The sequence below is a fragment of the Allobosea sp. AK1 genome, assembly GCF_006714945.1.
Taxonomy (GTDB): Bacteria; Pseudomonadota; Alphaproteobacteria; order Rhizobiales; family Beijerinckiaceae; genus Allobosea; species Allobosea robiniae.
Window position 1 is genome coordinate 3,766,273 of sequence record NZ_VFMG01000001.1, and the last position, 20,049, is coordinate 3,786,321.

15 protein-coding genes are annotated in these 20,049 nt (G+C 67.2%); 10 read left to right on the top strand and 5 right to left on the bottom strand.

The features are described 5' to 3' along the window. Positions 1-101: 101 nt before the first annotated feature. A complete protein-coding gene (locus tag FHT98_RS18215; protein ID WP_142114836.1) occupies positions 102-2,870 on the top strand; it encodes a tetratricopeptide repeat protein in 2,769 nt (922 codons plus the stop codon). A 123-nt stretch (positions 2,871-2,993) separates the two neighbouring features. Then, complete coding sequence (locus tag FHT98_RS18220; protein ID WP_142114837.1) at positions 2,994-4,202, top strand: M20 family metallopeptidase; 1,209 nt, start codon at positions 2,994-2,996, stop codon at positions 4,200-4,202. 6 nt (positions 4,203-4,208) lie between these two features. On the opposite strand, the gene FHT98_RS18225 is transcribed toward FHT98_RS18220, so the two are convergent. Next, positions 4,209-4,790, bottom strand: a complete 582-nt coding sequence (locus tag FHT98_RS18225) for a TetR/AcrR family transcriptional regulator (protein ID WP_142114838.1) — start codon at positions 4,788-4,790, stop codon at positions 4,209-4,211. Positions 4,791-4,893: 103 nt separating this feature from the next. Here FHT98_RS18225 and FHT98_RS18230 point away from each other — a divergent pair, with 103 nt between their 5' ends. Continuing rightward, on the top strand, positions 4,894-5,115 hold the full coding sequence (locus tag FHT98_RS18230) for a putative antibiotic biosynthesis monooxygenase (RefSeq protein ID WP_091856008.1): 222 nt from the start codon (positions 4,894-4,896) through the stop codon (positions 5,113-5,115). 42 nt (positions 5,116-5,157) lie between these two features. Here FHT98_RS18230 and FHT98_RS18235 read toward each other — a convergent pair whose 3' ends face one another. Together FHT98_RS18235 and otsB are read right to left on the bottom strand one after the other, a co-directional pair. Continuing rightward, complete coding sequence (locus FHT98_RS18235) at positions 5,158-6,999, bottom strand: glycoside hydrolase family 15 protein (RefSeq protein WP_061965179.1); 1,842 nt, start codon at positions 6,997-6,999, stop codon at positions 5,158-5,160. A 2-nt stretch (positions 7,000-7,001) separates the two neighbouring features. Further along, complete coding sequence (gene otsB, locus FHT98_RS18240; protein WP_142114839.1) at positions 7,002-7,802, bottom strand: trehalose-phosphatase; 801 nt, start codon at positions 7,800-7,802, stop codon at positions 7,002-7,004. Positions 7,803-8,074: 272 nt separating this feature from the next. Here otsB and FHT98_RS18245 point away from each other — a divergent pair, with 272 nt between their 5' ends. From FHT98_RS18245 to FHT98_RS18265, 6 genes are all read left to right on the top strand, one after another. Next, positions 8,075-9,640: an alpha,alpha-trehalose-phosphate synthase (UDP-forming) gene (locus FHT98_RS18245; RefSeq protein WP_142114840.1), complete on the top strand. Its 1,566-nt coding sequence runs from the start codon at positions 8,075-8,077 to the stop codon at positions 9,638-9,640. Between the two features lie 181 nt (positions 9,641-9,821). Further along, positions 9,822-12,089 carry a phosphoenolpyruvate--protein phosphotransferase gene (gene ptsP / locus FHT98_RS18250; protein WP_061965175.1) on the top strand — a complete coding sequence of 756 codons (2,268 nt, stop codon included), beginning with the start codon at positions 9,822-9,824 and terminating at the stop codon, positions 12,087-12,089. A gap of 56 nt (positions 12,090-12,145) precedes the next feature. Beyond that, complete coding sequence (prfA, locus tag FHT98_RS18255; protein ID WP_113585300.1) at positions 12,146-13,231, top strand: peptide chain release factor 1; 1,086 nt, start codon at positions 12,146-12,148, stop codon at positions 13,229-13,231. A gap of 74 nt (positions 13,232-13,305) precedes the next feature. After that, positions 13,306-13,554: a hypothetical protein gene (locus FHT98_RS26250; RefSeq protein ID WP_061965171.1), complete on the top strand. Its 249-nt coding sequence runs from the start codon at positions 13,306-13,308 to the stop codon at positions 13,552-13,554. Between the two features lie 65 nt (positions 13,555-13,619). Further along, positions 13,620-14,459, top strand: coding sequence for a peptide chain release factor N(5)-glutamine methyltransferase (prmC, locus tag FHT98_RS18260; RefSeq protein WP_248309248.1), 840 nt, complete (start codon positions 13,620-13,622; stop codon positions 14,457-14,459). Positions 14,460-14,864: 405 nt separating this feature from the next. Further along, a complete protein-coding gene (locus FHT98_RS18265; RefSeq protein ID WP_248309249.1) occupies positions 14,865-15,872 on the top strand; it encodes a DUF4167 domain-containing protein in 1,008 nt (335 codons plus the stop codon). A 99-nt stretch (positions 15,873-15,971) separates the two neighbouring features. Here the strand turns inward: FHT98_RS18265 and FHT98_RS18270 are convergent, their stop codons facing one another. After that, entirely contained in the window at positions 15,972-16,757 is a 786-nt protein-coding gene (locus FHT98_RS18270; protein ID WP_142114842.1) for an MOSC domain-containing protein, read from the bottom strand. Positions 16,758-16,875: 118 nt separating this feature from the next. After that, positions 16,876-17,184: a DUF2293 domain-containing protein gene (locus FHT98_RS18275; protein ID WP_142114843.1), complete on the bottom strand. Its 309-nt coding sequence runs from the start codon at positions 17,182-17,184 to the stop codon at positions 16,876-16,878. Between the two features lie 175 nt (positions 17,185-17,359). On the opposite strand from FHT98_RS18275, the gene clpB reads away from it, so the two are divergent. Further along, positions 17,360-19,978 carry an ATP-dependent chaperone ClpB gene (gene clpB / locus FHT98_RS18280; RefSeq protein ID WP_142114844.1) on the top strand — a complete coding sequence of 873 codons (2,619 nt, stop codon included), beginning with the start codon at positions 17,360-17,362 and terminating at the stop codon, positions 19,976-19,978. Positions 19,979-20,049 lie beyond the last annotated feature (71 nt).

Here is a 20,049-nt window from a genome sequence, read left to right on the forward strand (position 1 = left end):
CGGCAGCACCGGTCGTTCATTCGGGGGATGGCATGACGCTGCCCCCGCCATCATGCTAGCATCTCCCAACGTCACCCCGGTGCGTTGTCAGGGAGGTCGGCATGCCCAGCTTGCTCTCGCGGATGGCGTTCCTTGTCCTCGCACTGCCGATGCTCGCCATGCTCGGCTCGCAGACGGCGAAGGCCCAGAAGGCCGGAACGGTTGCGCTCTGCAAGGATGATCGCACCGAGAAGGGGCTCGCCGCCTGCAACACGCTGCTGAAGGGGCGCCCCGACCGCAAGGTCAAGGCGATGGCCCATGTCGCGCGCGGCCATACCCAGCTCGCGCTCGGCCGTCCCGCCGAGGCGGAGAAGGACTACACGGAGGCGCTGGCCATCGCGCCGAAATTCGCGCCGCTCTACCGGGATCGCGGCCGCGTCCGCTTCACGCTGGGGAATCGCGACGGGGCCATGGCGGATTTCACCGCAGCCATCGAGAACGATCCCTTCGATCCCGACAACCACGCCAATCGCGGCTATCTCAGGTTGTTGCAGTATGATTTCGCCCGGGCAGGCGAGGACCTGCGCAAGGGCCTGTTCTGGCAAAAGCAGCATCCACGCAGCGATTATCTCCTCGGCCTGCTCGCTTATGCCACCGGCCGCTATAGCGACGCCGTCGCGCATATCGACAAGGCGCGCGAGGGCGGCTTCCGTACCTCGGAAACCTTCATCACCCGCGCCCGCAGCCTGTATTATCTCGGCACCTTCGAGGCCGCCGCGAAGGAAGCGACCGAGGGGCTTGTCGCCTTCCCGAAGCAGGTCGATTTGATCGAGATCCGCGCCCGGGCGCGATTGGCGCGTCGCGAATTGCCGGAAGCGCTCGCCGATGCCGAAATCGTCGCAGAAGCGCAGCCCCGTTTCGGACGCGCCTATGCGACACGTGGTGCGGTGAAGCTGGCGATGAAGGACATTGCCGCAGCCACAGTGGATGCCGACAAGGCGATCGAACTCGATCCCGGTCTGTTCGATGCCCATGAGCTCAAGGCGGACATCCTGCTCGCTTCGGGCGATCAGCCCGGCGCCCGTGCCATCCTCGCCCGTTCCGCGGCGCGCACGGATGCGAAGATGGCCTATGATATCGCCTCGAAAGAGCGTCACGCGGCGCGGGTCGCGGAATTCGACAAGCCGAAGCCGATCGTCGTAGCCGATCTCGACGAGGCCGAACTGAAGAAGCGCTGTGCCACCCGCGACGATCCGCTGCGCATGCAGAGCTGCGACCGGCTCGTCGAAACGGCGACGACCCCGCAGGACAAGGCCGACAGGCTGATCCTGCGTGCCGGGGCCAGGCCCTTCGCCGACCGGCTGGGAGATTTCGAACTGGCCGTCGCAGCGGCGCCCGATTATCTCCCCGCCACCCTGGCGCGGGCCTACGCGCATATGGCGGATTATCGTTATGACAAGGACATGTCGCCTTTCGATCGCGCCTGGGCCGACGCTGACAGCGCCGTCCGTCGCTCTGGTGCCGACAAGGAGATCTGGGCGCGAGCCATGCTGGCGCGGGCCGCGGTCTCGCAGGGCAGGGGAAACTACGATGCGGCGGTCACCGATCTGACCGCGCTCGTCGAGCACGACCCCAAGGCGCGGTACTATCGCGAGGAACGCGCCAACGCCTTTCTCATGGCTGGCCGGCCGGCCCAGGCCTTGGAGGATATGCGCGAGAAGGCGCGGCTGCCGATGGATGTCCCCACGAGACTGGAGGGCGAGGATGATCTCGTCGTGGCGCTCATCGAAACCGGCGCGCTCGACGAGGCCGTCTCGATTCTCGACAACTGGCGCGGCAACCGCTTGCCGGGCGCCTATGCCGAGCAGGCTCTGCGGGCTCGCGTCGCGCTGGTCCGGGGCGACATGGCTGCGGCGCGGGAGCAGGCTGCGGCTGCGCTCACTGACAACCGCTTCAACATCGCGGCGCGGGCCGTCAATGGCCTTGCCGCCGCCCGGCTGGGCGATGCGCTCGACGCGGAATCGGACCTGAGCAAGGTCATCGACGACGCGGTCGACATCCCCTTCCGTGCCCGTAACTCCGGCCTGACGCCGGGCTTTGTCGCCGATCTCTTCCTCTGGCGTGGCCTTGCCCGCGTGCAACTGAACCGGATCAACGCTGCGCGCGCCGATTTCGCCGAGGTCATCAAGCGGGCGCCGGATCGGGCCCGCGCCTATGCCGAGCGGGCCGCATTGAACCTGCGCTCCGACAATCCGGCCGCCCTGACCGATATCGCGATGGCCCTGCGGATCGAGCCGAGCGAGCTGCGCTGGCAGGCGCTTGCAGCCCGGATCAATCTCGCGACCGGCGATCCCGCTGCCGCGGAGCGTTTCGCCACCGCGGCGTTGACCGCCCCTTCGCCGGAAGCCGATTTGCTGCTGCTGCGCGCCAAAGCGAGGCTCGGCCTCGGACGCTTCGCTGAAGCGGCGGAGGATGCGACAGCCCGGCTCGCGGTGGCTCCCGGCGATGCTGAGGCCCTGCTGCTGCGGAGCGACGCCCGGCTCGGACAGGGCGATGCCGCTGCCGCGCTCGCCGATGTCGAGACGGCGCTCGGGGCGAAGGCAAACGACCCGCGCCTCCTGCTCGCGCGGGCGGAATTGAAGGCCAGGCTGGGCGACGTGCCTGGCGCCATCGGCGCCTTCGAGGCTGCGGCGGCACGGTCCGAAGCGTCTCTCCAGGCCAACAAGCGTCTGGGCGATCTCTATGCCGGGATCGCCTCCGACCAACTCGCGCTCGGCTACTATGCCAAGGCGCTGGAACAGCCGGCGCGCGCGCCGGCCGATGAAGCGACCCGCGACGCTGCCCGCACGGCTCGCGATGCCTTGATCCGGCGGATGGCCGCCCGGAAATAGGCTTGGGGGCTTAAGGCCATGCGCGACATGAATGGCATGGCCGCCACCGCTCGCCATTGCCGCTCGCGGCATTGGCGATAAGCTGCCCGCATTGTCCCATCCGGAACGAATGCGAGTGAGCCGATGAGCGCCCTGACCCCCGAGGAGAAGAAGGTCACCGAGTGGCTGGCGAGCCGCAAGGAGGGCATGGTCGCGCTGCTGCGCGAGCTGGTCGACACCGACTCCGGTTCCTATGACAAGGCCGGCGTCGACCGGGCCGGCGATGTCGTCGCGCGCTTCCACAAGGCGAACGGGCTCGATGTCGAGATCGTGCCGGATAGCCGCTTCGGCGACGCGGTCCGTGCACGCTTGCCCAATCCCACGGCCAACGACCAGCGTCCGGTCATGCTGCTCGGCCATCGCGACACCGTCTTTCCGCAGGGCGAACCGACCCGCCGGCCCTTCACCATCAAGGGTGGCCGCGCCTATGGGCCGGGCGTCGCCGACATGAAGGCGGGCGTCATGATCTCGGCCTTTGTCGCCGCCGCCTTCGCCGAATGCGGCGGTCTGGCCGCGCCGCTCCTGATGCTGACGACCAGCGACGAGGAGATCGGCTCGCCGTCCTCTCGTCCGGTCATCGAGGCTGCCGCCCGCGAGTCGCGCTGCGTCTTCAATGCCGAGCCCAGCCGCCTGCCGGCCGGCACTGAATTCGCCAGGGACCAGAAACAGTCGGTCACCAGCGGCCGCAAGGGCGGCGTCTTCATGCGGGCCGAGTTCACCGGCAAGCCCGCCCATTCCGGCGCGAATTACGAGAAGGGCGCCTCGGCCATCGTCGATCTCGGCCACAAGATCCCGAAGCTTCAGGGCCTCACCGATCTGGAGAAGGGCATCACCGTCAATGTCGGCCTGATCGGCGGTGGCCAGACCGTCAACACCATCGCGCCCAGCGCCTGGTGCGAGATCGACCTGCGCTATGTCACCGCCGCCCAGCGCGACGAGATGGTCGGCAAGATCAAGGCGATTATCGAGAAGCCCGAGGTTGCCGGCACCAGCGCCGTGCTCTCGATCAAGGGCGAGTTCCTGCCGCTGGAGCGCTCTTCGGATTCTGCCGCGCTCTACGACACCTATCGCGAGGCGGCTTCCGCCTTCGGCATCGGCGTCACCGCGGAATTCACCGGTGGCTGCGCCGATTCCGGCTTCACCGCCGCGCAGGGCACTCCGACGCTCTGCAGCGTCGGCCCGATCGGCGGCATGGCCCATACGCCGGACGAGTTCCTGGAGGTCGAGAGCATCGTCCCGACCGCGCAGGTGCTGGCGCTCGCCGTGATGCGGGCTGCCGCCAAGGTGGAGTGACGGAGCTCAGCGGCAGAGCAGGTCGATTTTGCGGCTGAGCGAAGCTTCGTCCTCGCTCAGCCGGTCGGTCAGCACGTGCAGCCAATTGAAGCCGACCCAGAGCTCCAGCCGGTCGTCGATCTCTTCCGGCGAAAACTCGCCGCGCTCGGCGGCGCGCACGAACATTCGGCGCGGTGAGGCGAGGCGTTCCGGCATGAACTTGAAGCGCAGCGCGGCAAGCGCCTCCGCGCTGGTCTGCGCCTCGGCGATCAGTCCGCGGAAAACGCGCCCCGCCGCATCCTCACGCCAGAAGCGCCAGAGATCCCTGGTGTAGCGCAGCAGGTCGGCGCGCAACGAGCCTTCATCCGGGACGGGAATGGCGGCGTCCTTTTCGACCCCGTAGATCGCGATGAAGAGCTCGGCCTTGTTCGGCCACCAGCGATAGATCGTCGGCTTGCCCGCGCCGGCGCGGCGGGCGACTTCCTCGATCGAAAAGCCGGCATAGCCTTTCTCGGCTAGCAGCTCCCGCGCCGCCGCCTTCACCGCGGCTTCCGTCTCGGGACTGCGGCGAGCGCCGATCGAGGCCCGGCGCTTCGGTTTTGGCTCCATCCTATCGAACTCCTCGCACGGGCCGCTCGCTCCTTGACATAACGAAACGGTCCGTTTAGTTCAACAAATAGAAACGGAACGTTTCGTTACGTGGAGAAGCTTGATGGCTCTGTCTTTCCTGTCGCGCCTCGCCTCGCGTCTGCGCTTTCTGGTTGTCGCGACCCTGGGCGCCTATGCCGCGATCAATCTTGTGCTGGCCGCGTTGGCGCCCTTCACCGCGGGTTGGCCCATTTTCGGCGTCACGGCGCTGGCCGTGCCGCCCATGGTGCTGGCGATGGTCTACGGGGTGATCCCGGTCGCCTTCCGCTTTGGCGCGCCGCGTTGAAGGGCCACGGGCCCGGAGGGCAGGCCCGCTAAGCAGATCGCCTCAGAACGCCTCTTCCCAGTCCCGGCTCAGGCGCATCGCGCAGTTGATCAGGCCGACATGCGAATAGGTCTGCGGGAAATTGCCCCAGAGCTCGCCGGTCTTGAGGTCCGCATCCTCCGAGAGCAGGCCGAAGCTGTTGCGCCGCTGCAGGATGCGCCCGAACAGCTCCTTCGCCTCCTCGCTGCGTCCGATCGCGTTCAGCGCGTCGACATACCAGAAGGCGCAGATCAGGAAGCCGGTATGCATGTAGCCGAAATCGTCCTGCGTGGCGTAGCGCAGCAGGAGGTCGCCGCGCTTGAGGTCGCGGCCGATCGCCTCGACCGTGGCGACGAAGCGGGCATCGTCGGCCTTGACGAAGCCGAGTTCGGCGAGAAGCAGCAGCGTCGCATCGAGCTCTTCGCCGCCGAAGGTCGAGACGAAATGGCCCTTCTGCTCGTTCCAGATCTGCTCGGCGATGGTGTTCTTCAGGCGCTTGGCCTCTCCTTTCCAGTACTCCTTCCGGTCGGCGCGCCCGAGCGTGCCGGCGATGCGGGCGAGCCGGTCGCAGGCCGCCCAGCACATCACGCTCGAGAAGGCGTGCACCGCCTCCTTCTCGCGCAGCTCCCAGGGGCCGGCATCGGGCTTGTCGAACACGGCGATGGCGATCTCGCCCATGCGTTCGAGCTGTCCGAACAGCGTCTCCTTGCCGGGCTGGATCAGGCGGCGATCGAAGAAGGAATGCGTTGCGGCCAGCACGACCGCGCCATAGCCGTCATTCTGGATCTGCACGGCCGCGCCGTTGCCGAAGCGCACCGGCTGGTGCCCGCGATAGCCTGACAGGTTCTTCGCCTCGAACTCGGTGAGCGAGCCGCCGCGCGTGATCGGATAGAGCGGCGGCAGATGCTCGGCCCCGCTCTCGGAGAAGGTGTCGACGATATTGGTGATGAAGCCGAGATAGTCCTCCATCGTCCGCGTCGTGCCGAGCCGGTTCAGCGCATGGACGACGAAATAGGCGTCGCGCAGCCAGCAATAGCGGTAGTCCCAGTTGCGTTGCGTGCCCGGCGCCTCCGGGATCGAGGTCGTCAAGGCCGCGACGATCGCGCCGGTCTCCTCGAAGGAGCAGAGTTTCAGCGTGATCGCGGCCCGGATGACTTCCTTCTGGTACTCGAACGGGACCGAGAGCGAGCGCACCCAATCGCGCCAGTAGTCGGTGGTCTTGTCGAGGAACTCGCGCGAAGTCGTCTCGATCTCGGCGCGCAAAGCCTCGTCCGATCCGATGAAGAAGGAATAGGCCTGGTCGACGGCGAAGGGCGTGCCCTCGACGACATAGGAAAGCGGTGCGTTGGTCGTCAGCCGGATCGTCTGGTCGGCGCCGACGAAGCGGACATGGTTGGAGCCGCGCGTCATCTCGTCGGGCTCCTCGCCGATGCCGAGGCAGGGCCTGACGAGGACGCGGATGCGCGGCCGGCCCGAGACGCGCCGGACCCGCCGCACCAGCTGCGGCGGCCGGAAGAAGCGCTCGTAGCGCACGAAGCGCGGTGCGAAATCGAGGATCTCGATCGCATTGCCCTGGTCGTCGGAGAGCACGGAGGACAGGATCGCGGTGTTGTCGAGATAGCCCTGCTCGCAGCGGGTCATGCCGACGAGCTCGATGGCGAAGACGCCCTTTTCGGGCTCGGCATCGCCGTCCTCGGCCTTGTTGTCGATCAGCGAGCAGAAGACGGGGTCGCGGTCGAAGCGCGGGAAGCAGCCCCAGACGATGCGGGCGCGCCGGTCGACGAGGGCGGCGATCGAGCAGTTGCCGATCACGCCGAGGTCGAGCGAGGCGGAGTGCTGCCCCGCGGTCGAAGTCGTTACGGTCATGATCAGTCCTGCTTGAAGCTGGAAGCGGTAAGATGGCCACCTTCGGCGGCTTCGAGAAGGATATGCCGCAGGGCGGTCGGCGAGGCCAGCCGGCAGGTGGCATGGCTCTCGCGGTCGGCGCCGATACGGACCGAGACGCCGCCCATGGCGTTGACCGCCTCGAAGCCGTCCTCGTCGGTGATGTCGTCGCCGATGAAGACCGGGATGCGGCCGGCATAGACCGGCGTCGCCATCAGCCAGGCGATGGCACTGCCCTTGCTGGCGCCGGCGGGAACCAGCTCGGCTACGGCTTTGCCTTCCTGCAGGCGCATGCCCGGCCCCAGCTTCACGGCGATGCTGCGCATCAGCGCCAGGGCCTCGGCCTCCAGCGAAGGCGCCAGCCGCCAGTGCAGTGCGATCGAGATGCGCTTGTCCTCGACGATGATGCCGACATGGCTGTTGGCGAAGCGCACGAGATCGCGCAGCGCCCCATGCATGCCCTCATGCGTATCGGCCTGCGAGCGGATCTCGCCGTCGACGCGGATCTGAGCCCCGTGCAGCCCGGCGATATCGAAGCGGTGCGGTGCAAGGATGCCGTCGAGGAAGCCGATCGGCCTGCCGGAGACGAGCGCCAGCGCCCCGCCGAGCTGGGCACGCAGCGCCATCAGCGCCGGAGCCACCCGTCGGTCGAGATGCACGTCCTCCGGCGAAGGGGCGATTTCCACGAGCGTTCCGTCGAAATCCAAAAAAAGAGCGATCTCGCTGCCCGGGGAAGCGATCTCATCGGGCCTTGAGGCAGTATCGGGTTCGATCAATATCGTCATCGTTTCGTATCTGGGCAGAGAAGGCGGCAGAAGAGCGGCCAAGGACATCCTTTTCTGTCCTGTCGCCTAGCCATAGCCGCGTCGAAAATAGAGGTCGAGGGGTTGCCTCGATCTGTCGAAAGCCTACCATGTCGTCGCGATTTCACCGCACGGCTGCCACAGCGCTGCCATGTGACCGCGTCCGCACCACGGAAACATTACGCTTTCGGAAGCGTTCTGTTCCTGCCGCCGATGGCGAAATGCGGGCGGCCCCTGCCGGAGAATGCGAGTTTATGCGTCTTGTCATCGTTTCCAATCGCGTCACGATTCCCGATCGCCATGAAAAGGTGATGGCCGGGGGGCTGGCGGTCGCCCTGCGCGAAGCGCTGGAGCAGCGCGGCGGCCTGTGGTTCGGCTGGAGCGGGGCGGTCAGCGAGGGCGCGCCGGCGCCGGTCAGGCAGGTCGAGCATGGCAATGTGACCTATACCGTGACCGATCTGAGCGAGGCCGAGCGCCAGAGCTACTATCTCGGCTTCTCGAACCGGGCGCTCTGGCCGCTGATGCACTATCGTCTCGGCCTCACCGAGTTCCAGCGCAGCGACTATATGGGCTATCTCGGCGTCAATCGGCGCTTTGCCCGCGCGCTTGCCGGGCTGATCAAGCCCGACGACATGATCTGGATCCATGATTACCACCTGATCCCGCTGGCGGCGGAACTGCGCCGGCGCGGCGTCACCAACCGCATCGGCTATTTCCACCATATCCCCTGGCCGGCGGCCGAGATCATGGGCGTCTTGCCGTTCAGCGCGACGCTGATCCGCACCATGGCAGCTTACGACCTTGTCGGGATGCAGACCGAGGTCGATGCGCGCAACCTGATCGACGGACTCGTCTCCCTTTGCGGCGCCCGCTCCGACGGCAGGCGCGTGCGGCTGGGCCCGCGCGAGACCACGGTGCGGGCCTTCCCGATCGGGATCGATGTGGAGGGCTTCCGCCGGCTCGCCGCCGCCTCCGCCCGCCAGGCGACGACGCCGCTGCGCGCCACGCGTGAATCCCTCGGTCAGCGCAAGCTCGTCATCGGGGTCGACCGGCTCGACTACTCCAAGGGCATCGTCCAGCGGCTGGAGGCGTTCGGCGAGTTCCTGCGCGATCATCCGGAGGAGCGCGGGCGGGTCAGCCTGCTGCAGATTGCCCCGCCTTCGCGCAGCGACGTGCCCGAATATGCGGATCTGGACCGCCAGTCCGACGAAGTTGCCGGCCGTCTCAACGCCCAGCTCGGCGAATTCGACTGGACGCCGATCCGTGTGGTCAAGAAGGCCTATTCGCGCAAGGCGCTGGCCGGCTTCTACCGCCGCGCCCAGGTCGGCCTGGTGACGCCGATGCGGGACGGCATGAATCTCGTCGCCAAGGAATATATCGCGGCGCAGGACCCGGCCGATCCGGGCGTGCTCGTGCTCTCGCGCTTCGCCGGCGCGGCCCAGCAGATGAGCGAGGCGCTGATCGTCAATCCCTTCGATTCCCATGAGGTGGCGGAAGCGATCCGCACCGCGCTCGCCATGCCGAAGACCGAGCGCATCCGCCGCTTCGAGAAGCTCTATGCCATCATCGCGGCTACCGATATCGACTGGTGGACGCGGCAATACCTGCTGGCCCTGTCCGGTGAGGCCGGGGCGGCCGAGGCATTGGCTGTGGGTAAAGAGCGCAAGGAACCACGTGCCGGCGCGCGGCGGACGGGCCGGGGCGAGACATCGGCCGCGTCATCGGCTGCCCCGGAAGCCGGTGTCCGCAAGATGTCGGCAGGATCGCGCCGGAAGCGGAGTGCCGCCGAGGCCTCTCATCTCGTTTTGGTGCGGCCCTGAGACTTCGGCCTCGAGCCCAAAAACGACGGAAATCTTGGGGTGATGCTACGGACCCTGTTCGCGGCCCTTGCCGAATAAGGTCTTTGGTCGCTAGAAGGCAGCATGACCGGAGTGGGCGACTCAGGTCTGGACAGGCATCGTATCGTCGATGGCTGAGGAGGCGGGCGGAGGGCTGAGATCGATGCGAGGCGCTCTCGGAGGACCGGGCGTTCTGTTGCGCCGTCTCCGCGAGGTCATGGCGGCATCGATCAGCCCGCAGGAGCGGCTGGACCGTCTCGTCGTCCTGATCGCCGGCAATCTCGTCGCCGAAGTCTGCTCCGTCTACGTCCTGCGCGAGGACGGCTCGCTTGAACTCTACGCGACCGAAGGCCTCAACCGCGAGGCGGTCCACCTCACCACCATGCGGGCGGGCGAGGGCCTCGTCGGCCTGATCGCGAGCGAGGCCGAGCCGCTGGCGCTGTCGGACGCGCAGGCTCACCCTTCCTTCTCCTACCGTCCGGAGACGGGCGAAGAGGTCTACCGCTCCTTCCTCGGCGTGCCGATTCTGCGCGGCGGCGCCGTGATGGGCGTGCTCGTCATCCAGAATCGGGCCTCGCGGCTCTATTCCGAAGACGAGATCGAGACCCTTCAGACCACCGCCATGCTGATGGCGGAGATGATCGCGGCCGGCGGCCTCAAGTCGCTGGCGGCGCCCGGCGCCTCGATTGGCCTCGATCGTCCGATCCATGGCGTCGGCGTGGCGCTGGCCGATGGCGTCGGCCTCGGCCATGTCGTGCTGCATGAGCCGCGCGTCGCGATCACCAATCTCATCGCCGAGAATCCGGCTGCCGAGGTCGGCCGGCTCGAAGCGGCGATCGGCGAGATGCGGGCCTCGATCGACGAGCTGGTCGAGCGCGGCGACGTCGCCCATACCGGCGAGCATCGCGACGTTCTCGAGACCTTCCGCATGTTCGCCCATGACCAGGGCTGGCTGCGCCGCATGCGCGAGGTCGTGCTGACCGGACTCACCGCCGAGGCGGCGGTCGAGCGCGTCCAATCCGACACCCGCGCCAAGATGCTGCGCCAGACCGACCCCTATCTGCGCGAGCGGCTGCACGATCTCGACGATCTCGCCAACCGGCTGCTGCGCACGCTGGTCGGCAAGGCGAACGGCGTCGCCCGCGAGAACCTGCCGGAGAATGCCATCCTCGTCGCCCGCTCGATGGGCCCGGCGGCGCTGCTGGACTACGATCGCGCCCATCTGCGCGGGCTCGTGCTGGAGGAGGGCGGGCCGACCAGCCATATCGCGATCGTCGCCCGCGCGCTCGGCATCCCCGCCGTCGGCGAGGTCGTCAATGCGACCGCGCTGGTCGAGGCGGGGGATGCCATCATCGTCGATGGTCAGGCGGGCGAGGTGCAGATCCGCCCGCAGCCCGACGTCGAGAACGCCTACAAGGACAAGGCGCGGCTGCGCGCCCGCAAGCAGAAGCAGTACCAGAAGCTCAAGGAGCTTCCGGCCGTCACCCGCGACGGGGTCGACATCACCCTGCAGATCAATGCCGGCCTGATCGTCGATATGCCGAACATCGAGGCGACGGCCGCCTCCGGCATCGGCCTGTTCCGCACCGAATTGCAGTTCATGGTGGCGCAGCACATGCCGACCACCGCCGAGCAGCAGGCGCTCTATGCGGCCGTGCTGGAGGCTGCGGCGGAATTGCCGGTCACCTTCCGCACCCTCGATATCGGCGGCGACAAGGTGCTGCCCTATATGGAGCGGGTCGAGGAAGAGAACCCGGCGCTCGGCTGGCGCGCGATCCGCATCGGCCTCGACAAGCCGCGGCTGCTCCGGGCGCAGGTGCGCGCGATGCTGCGGGCCGGAGCGGGGCGGGACCTCAAGATCATGCTGCCGATGGTCGCGACCACCGAGGAGTTCCGCCGCGCCCGCATGATCATCCGCCGCGAGCAGGCCATGCTGGAGAAGCAGGGCGTTGCCCCGCCGCGCGATCTCAGGGTCGGCGTCATGGTCGAGGTGCCGTCGCTGCTGTTCGAGCTGCGGGAGATCGCGCGCGAGGCGGATTTCCTGTCGATCGGCACCAACGACCTCATGCAGTTCCTCTTCGCCGCCGATCGTGAGAACAAGCGTGTCGCCGACCGCTTCGATCCGCTCGGCGTCGGCGCCCTCAGGGCTCTCAGGCGTATCATCGAGGCTGCTGCCGAGACCGGCTGCCCCGTCACCGTCTGTGGCGAGATGGGCGGCAAGCCGCTGGAGACCATGGCCCTGATCGGCCTAGGCTATCGCGGCTTCTCGATGTCGGCCGCCTCGATCGGACCGGTCAAGGCGATGTTGCGCGCGCTCGATGCCGGCAAGCTGCGCGAGCGTATGGACTGGATGCTGGCCTCTCCGGAAGGCGCCACCAATCTGCGCCCGCAACTCGCCGCCTTCGCGACCGAGTTCAAGGTTCCGGTCTAGCGACGCTGCTTTTGCAGCCGCTGCCGCTTTTCCCTTTTGTTTCACGAGTTCATTTGATGTCCCTCCAGCTCCCTCAGGATCGTCTCGACGTCATCGTGGCGCGCCATGCCGCCGCGACCGACGAGATCAATCATGCCACCGAGGCGGCGCGCACCGTCGAGCTGGCGAAGGAACTGGCCGAGCTCGATCCCGTGGTCGCGGCGATCGCCTCCTGGCGGCAGGCGCAGATCTCGCTGGACGAGGCGGAGACGCTGATCGCCGATCCAGCGACCGATTCCGAGTTCCGCGATCTCGCCTATGAGGAGCGCGACATCGCCCGCGCCGAGATCGAGGCGCGCGCCCGCGAGATCCTCGTCGCCCTGCTGCCGAAGGATGCCGCCGACGAGCGCGGCGTCATCCTCGAGATCAGGGCGGGCACCGGCGGCGACGAGGCCGCGCTCTTCGCCGGCGACCTCCTGCGCATGTATCAGCGCCACGCCGCCCAGAAGGGCTGGAGCCTGGATGTCCTCTCCGAAAGCGAGGGCACGGCCGGCGGTTACAAGGAGGTCATCGCCGAGATCAACGGCCGCGGCGTCTATGCCCGTCTCAAGTTCGAATCCGGCGTCCACCGGGTTCAGCGCGTGCCGGATACCGAGGCGAGCGGGCGCATCCATACCTCGGCTGCGACGGTGGCGACGCTGCCGCTCGCCACCGATGTCGACGTCACCCTCAACGAGGCCGACATCCGCACCGACACGCTGCGCTCCGGCGGCGCCGGCGGCCAGCACGTCAACAAGACCGAATCTGCGGTGCGCCTGACCCATATCCCGACCAACACCGTCGTGCTGGTCCAGGACGAGCGCTCCCAGCACAAGAACAAGGCGCGGGCCTATGAATTGCTGCGCGCCAAGCTCTTCGACATGGAGCGCCTGCGCATCGATGCCGAGCGCTCGGCGGACCGACGTTCGCAGGTCGGCTCGGGTGATCGCTCGGAACGCATCCGCACCTATAATTTCCCTCAGGGGCGCGTGACCGACCACCGCATCAACCTGACGCTCTACAAGCTCGACGAGATGATGCAGGGGCTGGTGCTCGACGAGATCATCGATGCGCTCACGGCCGAGCATCAGGCGAAGCTTCTCGCGGCCGAGGGCATGGCGTGAGGCCCGCGCGATGAAACCAAAGCGCCCGTCCCGCGTTGTTGATGCATCGACACCAGCAAAGGGGGGACCCTCTCATGATCAAGATGTTCTCGACGATAGCGGTGACCGGGCTGATGGCGCTGGCGATGAGCGGCGTCTCGCAGGCTCAGGAGCGCACCTTCCGCAAGATGACGTCGGGCCAGCCGGCGGCTCTGCAGGGCGCGATGACGCAGTCGCAGGCGCGCAAGGCATGCCGGACGGAGATGCGCGGCACGCGCGAAAGCAAGGCCTCGCTGAACAAGAAGATGATAACCTGCGTCAATCTGAAGATGCAGGGCAACTGACCTCCATTCGGGGAGGCGCGGAACCCGAAGCGGGTTCCGCGGGAAGCGTTCGAGGGGAGGGCGCCGTGCCGACCGTCAGGGAGGCGCGGCGCCATCTTGCGCAGAGCCTCCTGCGCGCGGGCTCGGCGAGCCCCGGGCTCGATGCGCGTCTACTGGTCGAAGGCAGCCTGGGCGCCGCCAACGCCGATCCGGATACGATTCTGCCAGCCGCGGCACTCGCCCGGCTCGTCGATTTTTCGGCGCGTCGCCTCGCGGGAGAGCCGGTCTGGCGCATTCTCGGCGAGCGCGAATTCTGGGGGCTGCCGTTCCGTCTGTCGCCGGCGACGCTGGAGCCGCGCCCCGACAGCGAGACGATCGTCGAGGCGGCACTCGCACATCTTGCCGGCCGCCGCGGCGAGGAACTGGCGCTGCTCGATCTCGGAACCGGCACCGGTTGCCTGCTGATTGCCCTGCTCAGCGAGTTGCAGCAGGCGCACGGCCTCGGTATCGACCTGTCCGAGGAGGCCTGCCGGACCGCGGCTGGCAATGCCGCGCTCAACGGCGTCGAAGGCCGGGCTGCGTTCCAGCAAGGCAGCTGGACCGAAGGTCTCGCCGGCCGCTTCGATCTCATCGTCTCGAACCCGCCCTATATTCCCTCGGGCGAGATTGCGACGCTCTCCGTCGAGGTGCGCGAGCACGATCCGCTGTTGGCTCTCGATGGCGGCGCCGATGGGCTTGGACCCTATCGTCTCTTGGCTTCATCCCTGCCGTCCTTGCTTGCGCCCGGCGGCGTTGTCGTTTTCGAGATCGGAGCCGGGCAGGGGCCGGATGTCGTTGCGCTGATGCGGGCCGGCGGGCTTGAATTCAGTGGCAGCCGGAACGATCTGGGAGGGCATGAACGGGCGTTGATCTTCACGCTCGCTTGATAATGCACAGGCTTTTGGTCGATTTCGCTTGGAGAAGCAGCCAAAACGAGCTAAGCAGCATCCAGCCGAAGCTGGTGGCGTCAGAGCCGAGCCTCTGGGCAGTTCCCGATCGTACAGGATTTGCTCGAGTACGGCATCGTTTGAGGGCGTGTTCCCGCAGCGATGCAACTGACAAGCCGGATGGAGCCCCGAAGGCGCGTGGCGCCGATCGGCTCATGGGGTTGAAACCCCCTTTTTGGAAAAGAGCGCGTGAAGACCAGGAACGGCGGATCGCCCCTTCAGGTCACCTTCGTCCGACACAGCGTCGCAACCCGCTGTGCATCGCAACGCGCATGACGGCACCACGGTTGCTTTGAACACAGAAGCGCGAGACAGACGCGAATGAGACCAGGTCAGAACCGGCGTATGCGCGGCCGCAACAATAGCGGTGGCGGCAACAATAACGGCAATCGCAAATCTCCCAATCCGTTGCAGCGTAGCTACGAATCCAACGGACCGGACGTAAAGGTTCGCGGCACGGCGCAGAATGTCGCCGAGAAATATCTCCAGCTTGCGCGCGATGCCCAGTCTTCGGGCGATACCGTTGCTGCCGAGAGCTATTTCCAGTTCGCCGAGCATTACTACCGCATCCTGCTCGCGGCGCAGGAGCAGATGGCTCAGCAGTTTGGCCATTCCTTCCCGCCGAATCGCGCCTTCGTCGAAGACGCGGACGAGGGCGAGGAAGAGGGCGACGATGAGAGCCAGTCCTTCCAGCCTGGCGCCGGCCCGCAGCCGGAGATGCGCTCGAACGGCTATGCCAACACCAATGGCTATAACGGCCATGGCGGTGGCCAGCGCAATGAGGGCGAGAACGGCGGCGAGGGCCAGCCGCAGGGCGGCCAGCGTTTCGACCGCAACAACCGCCGCGAGCGTTTCAACAACGACCGCAACAACAGCAACAACAACGAGCGTCGCTTCGATCGGCCGGATCGCGGCGAGCGTCGTTTCGACCGCAATGCCGAGGGCCAGGGGGCTCCCGGCGGTTACGCCCCGCGTCCCGATGCGCCGCGTTCCGACATCCCGGTCAGCGAGGGCGGTGCCGTCGAGGCTGCTTCCGAGCAGGCTCAGGGCGAACAGCGCCGTTTCGAGCGTCCCGAGCGGGCCGAGCGCCCTCAGCGGGAGCGTCGCCCGCGCCGCGAGCGCGAGGTCGAGGCCGATGCGGGTGATGATGTCGCCGCCGCGCTGCCGTCCTTCCTGACCACCCCGGTGCGTGTCCCCGCGCCGGAGCCGGTCGAGGCCCCGGCCGTCGAGCCCGCTGCCGCCTCGGCAGAACCGGCTGCGGATGAGGCTGCGCCCAAGCGCACTCGCCGCCGCCGTTCGCCGCGCGAGGTCATGGATGCGCTGGGTTCGGAGACGGATGGTTCGAGCGAGTAAGCTGCTCCGGCATCATCGATCGAATATGGAAAAGGGCCCGTTCGGGCCCTTTTTCTTGTCTGGAATCTGCCGGTGTTCCGAGAATGACGGCAGGCGGTATCAGGCAATGCCGAGGCCGGCCGGTGCGTCCGCGACCGTCAGTCCGTCGCCTTCGCCAAGCGCGCCGTCCGCGAGGACGCGGCAATAGATGCCGCAATCGACATGGCCGTAGTTCTTCATCAGCGCCTTCGGGATCTGCATGTCGCGCGCGCCGGTCTCGGGGTCGACATTGGTCGCCGCGCAGCGCTCGATCCGCTTGATCACCTGCAGGCGCAGGCCGCCGGGGCCGGCGAGCTCGCGGTCGACGAGATCGTTCTCCGCCCAGGGTGCGAGCCCGCTGACCATCAGGTTGCCGCGGAAGCGAAGCGGATCGACCGGCTGCCCGAGGCGCCCTTCGAGATCGGCGACACTGGCGAGGTTGATGATCGAGACGAAGCCGGAGCGCGAATCGGTGAAGCGATAGGTCGGGGGCGCCGTCAGCAGCTTCGGCTCGCCGCGCAGTTCCTCGGGCATGAAGCCGGAGAAGAAGCGCGAGATCGCGGCGTGGCCCTCGCCATTGGCGGTCGCTGCACGCAGCACTTCCTGGCCGCCCTCGTGGATGACGAGATCGCCGCTGGCATCGTCGTAGCGGGTCTTCAGCCGGGCGAGCGACTCGTTGCGCATCAGCATCAGGTACTTGATCTTGGGCTGGTGCACGGGCTCGGCCGCATCGAAGCCGGAGGGGCCGTTCTCGATGGCGAAGAGCCGGTCGCCGGGGAAATACCCGCCGGCCGAGAGCGCGGCGCGCTTGAGTCGTTCAGGCGAGAGGCCCTTCACGGGATAGCGATAGAGCGTTTCGATGCGCATGGTCGGGTCCCGTTCAGGCAAGGTCGCGGACCATAGCCTCGTCGGCCGGCCCTGACAGATCAAATCTTGTATCCGTTTCGATCAGCCGCCTGCATCGGCACATTGCAAGGAGACCGCGTCATTCGTCCTCGCCCTCGCTGACCGAACGCTGGCAACCCCAGCCGGCGAGCACGGCGTCGGTCTCCTCGGCGACGAAGAAGCGGGCGGCGTCGCGATCGTAGCCCTCGCCGAGCAGGCCTTCGTAGTCGGTGTGCACGTGGCGGACATGGCTGCCGAGCGCGAGCCAGAGCGCGGTCGAGGGTGGCAGGTCCTTCATATGGCGCCGCTCCGCCAGCGTCACGACAGCCTCGGCATCCGACAGCGGAATGCCGGGCGCCAGCGCCCTCAAGGCTTTCCGAATCGCCTGCTGTCGCTTGGTCCCGGCCATGCCCGATCTGCGCCTGCCGCTTGCGCCAGGTCAATTCTGGTCCGGGCCTCTTCCGTTGCGCCAATGTCACACTATCTTGGAGGGCGAGGGGCGGCCCATCGCGGCGCCCCATCCTGATGAAAGGGCAGCAGGTTCACGTCGCTACGGGGCGCGGCCTGCGGGCGGAGATAGCTGAATGAATATCGAGAAATATACGGATCGGGCGAAGGGTTTCCTCCAGGCGGCGCAGACGATCGCCCTGCGCGAGGGCAACCAGCAGTTCACGCCGGAGCATCTGCTGAAGGCGCTGCTTGACGATAACGAAGGCATGGCGGCTGGGCTGATCGACCGGGCCGGCGGCCAGTCGCGTGTCGCGCTGCAATCCGTCGATCAGGCCTTGGCCAAGCTGCCGAAGGTTTCGGGCGGCTCGGGCGGGCTCAACCTGACGCCGGGCCTCGCCCGCGTCTTCGATACCGCCGAGAAGGCAGCCGAGAAGGCCGGCGACTCGTTCGTCACGGTCGAGCGGCTCCTGCTCGCACTAGCGATCGAGAAGGACAGCGATGCCGGCAAGGCCCTGTCGAAGGCAGGCGTGACGCCGCAGGCGCTCAACGCCGCGATCGAAGCCATCCGCAAGGGCCGCACCGCCGATTCCGCGTCGGCCGAGCAGGCCTATGACGCACTGAAGAAATACGCCCGCGATCTCACGGCTGCGGCGCGCGAGGGCAAGCTCGACCCGGTGATCGGCCGCGACGAGGAGATCCGCCGCACCATTCAGGTGCTGTCGCGCCGAACCAAGAACAATCCCGTCCTGATCGGCGAGCCCGGCGTCGGCAAGACCGCCATCGCCGAGGGCCTCGCGCTGCGCATTGTCAATGGCGACGTGCCCGAGAGCCTGAAGGACAAGGAACTGCTCGCGCTCGACATGGGCTCGCTCATCGCCGGCGCGAAATATCGCGGCGAGTTCGAGGAGCGACTGAAGGCGGTGCTGACCGAGGTTTCCTCCTCGGATGGCGGCGTCATCCTGTTCATCGACGAGATGCACACCCTCGTCGGTGCCGGCAAGACCGACGGCGCGATGGATGCGTCAAACCTGCTGAAGCCCGCTCTGGCGCGCGGCGAACTGCATTGCGTCGGCGCGACCACGCTCGACGAATACCGCAAGTACGTCGAAAAGGATGCCGCCTTGGCGCGGCGTTTCCAGCCCGTCTTCGTCGACGAGCCGACGGTCGAGGACACCATCTCGATCCTGCGCGGCCTGAAGGAGAAATACGAGCAGCATCACCGTGTCCGCATCACGGATTCGGCGCTGGTCTCGGCGGCGACGCTGTCGAACCGCTACATCACCGACCGCTTCCTGCCGGACAAGGCGATCGACTTGGTCGACGAGGCCGGAGCACGGTTGCGTATGCAGGTCGACTCCAAGCCGGAAGAGCTGGATTCGATCGATCGCGAGATCGTCCGTCTCAAGATCGAGCAGGAGGCGCTCAAGAAGGAGAGCGATGCCGGCTCGAAGGAGCGGCTGAAGCGGCTCGAATCCGAACTGGCCGATCTGGAGACGCGCTCCGACACCATCACCACCAGGTGGAAGGCGGAGAAGGACAAGCTCGGCCACGCCGCGGAGATCAAGACCAGGCTCGACAATGCTCGCAACGAGCTCGCCCAGGCGCAGCGCAAGGGCGAGTATCAGCGGGCCGGCGAGCTCGCCTATGGCGAGATCCCGCAGCTCGAGAAGACTCTGGCCGAGGTCGAGGAAAAGGGCGACGATGCCGGCATGGTCGAGGAGGCCGTGACGCCGGACCATGTCGCGCAGGTCGTGAGCCGCTGGACCGGCGTGCCGGTCGACCGCATGCTCGAAGGCGAGAAGGAGAAGCTGCTCCGCATGGAGGAGGTTCTCGGCGCCCGCGTCGTCGGGCAGCGCGAGGCGGTGGAGGCGGTCTCGACCGCGGTCCGTCGTGCGCGCGCCGGTCTGCAGGACCCCAACCGCCCGATCGGCTCCTTCATGTTCCTCGGCCCCACCGGCGTCGGCAAGACCGAATTGACCAAGGCGCTGGCCTCGTTCCTGTTCGACGACGACACCGCGCTCGTGCGCATCGACATGTCCGAATACATGGAGAAGCACTCGGTCGCCCGGCTGATCGGCGCACCTCCCGGCTATGTCGGCTATGAGGAGGGCGGGGCGCTGACGGAAGCGGTTCGGCGCCGGCCCTATCAGGTCGTGCTGTTCGACGAGGTCGAGAAGGCGCATCCGGACGTGTTCAACGTTCTGCTGCAGGTGCTCGACGACGGCCGCCTGACCGATGGCCAGGGCCGCACCGTCGACTTCCGCAACGTACTGATCATCATGACCTCGAATCTCGGTTCGGAGTTCCTGGTGAACCAGCCCGAGGGGCAGGACAGTGACGCGGTTCGCGATGAGGTCATGGGCGTGGTCCGCCACGCCTTCCGGCCCGAGTTCCTGAACCGGATCGACGACATCATCCTGTTCCATCGCCTGCGGCGGCAGGACATGGGTGCGATCGTCGACATCCAGATGGCCCGGCTCGCGAAGCTGCTGACCGACCGCAAGATCACCCTCGAGCTCTCGAAGGAGGCGCGCGAGTGGCTGGCGGAGAAGGGCTACGACCCGGCCTATGGCGCGCGCCCGCTGAAGCGCGTGATCCAGAAGTCGGTGCAGGACCCGCTGGCCGAGGCGATCCTCGCCGGCGAGATCGTCGACGGCGAGGATGTGCCGATCACCGTCGGACCGGGCTCGCTGATGCTGGGTTCGGTCGCGGCCGTGAAGGAGAAGCGGCCGGCCGGCGTCGCGTTGAACTGATCTGGTGGAGCGTCGCCTTCGGGCGGCGCTCTTTCGTCATGGTCGGGCTTGCCCCGACCATCCACGTCTTC

Bases quoted from the DNA above. Each gene is read 5' to 3' on its own strand.
- FHT98_RS18235 (WP_061965179.1), bottom strand. From the start codon at position 6,999: ATGACCGTAACGACTTCGACCGCGGGGCAGCACTCCGCCTCGCTCGAC.
- FHT98_RS18270 (WP_142114842.1), bottom strand. From the start codon at position 16,757: ATGCGCATCGAAACGCTCTATCGCTATCCCGTGAAGGGCCTCTCGCCT.
- FHT98_RS18215 (WP_142114836.1), top strand. From the start codon at position 102: ATGCCCAGCTTGCTCTCGCGGATGGCGTTCCTTGTCCTCGCACTGCCG.
- prfA (WP_113585300.1), top strand. From the start codon at position 12,146: ATGTCCCTCCAGCTCCCTCAGGATCGTCTCGACGTCATCGTGGCGCGC.
- FHT98_RS18275 (WP_142114843.1), bottom strand. From the start codon at position 17,184: ATGGCCGGGACCAAGCGACAGCAGGCGATTCGGAAAGCCTTGAGGGCG.
- FHT98_RS18220 (WP_142114837.1), top strand. From the start codon at position 2,994: ATGAGCGCCCTGACCCCCGAGGAGAAGAAGGTCACCGAGTGGCTGGCG.
- FHT98_RS18265 (WP_248309249.1), top strand. From the start codon at position 14,865: ATGCGCGGCCGCAACAATAGCGGTGGCGGCAACAATAACGGCAATCGC.
- FHT98_RS18230 (WP_091856008.1), top strand. From the start codon at position 4,894: ATGGCTCTGTCTTTCCTGTCGCGCCTCGCCTCGCGTCTGCGCTTTCTG.
- ptsP (WP_061965175.1), top strand. From the start codon at position 9,822: ATGCGAGGCGCTCTCGGAGGACCGGGCGTTCTGTTGCGCCGTCTCCGC.
- FHT98_RS18225 (WP_142114838.1), bottom strand. From the start codon at position 4,790: ATGGAGCCAAAACCGAAGCGCCGGGCCTCGATCGGCGCTCGCCGCAGT.
- otsB (WP_142114839.1), bottom strand. From the start codon at position 7,802: ATGACGATATTGATCGAACCCGATACTGCCTCAAGGCCCGATGAGATC.
- clpB (WP_142114844.1), top strand. From the start codon at position 17,360: ATGAATATCGAGAAATATACGGATCGGGCGAAGGGTTTCCTCCAGGCG.
- FHT98_RS26250 (WP_061965171.1), top strand. From the start codon at position 13,306: ATGATCAAGATGTTCTCGACGATAGCGGTGACCGGGCTGATGGCGCTG.
- FHT98_RS18245 (WP_142114840.1), top strand. From the start codon at position 8,075: ATGCGTCTTGTCATCGTTTCCAATCGCGTCACGATTCCCGATCGCCAT.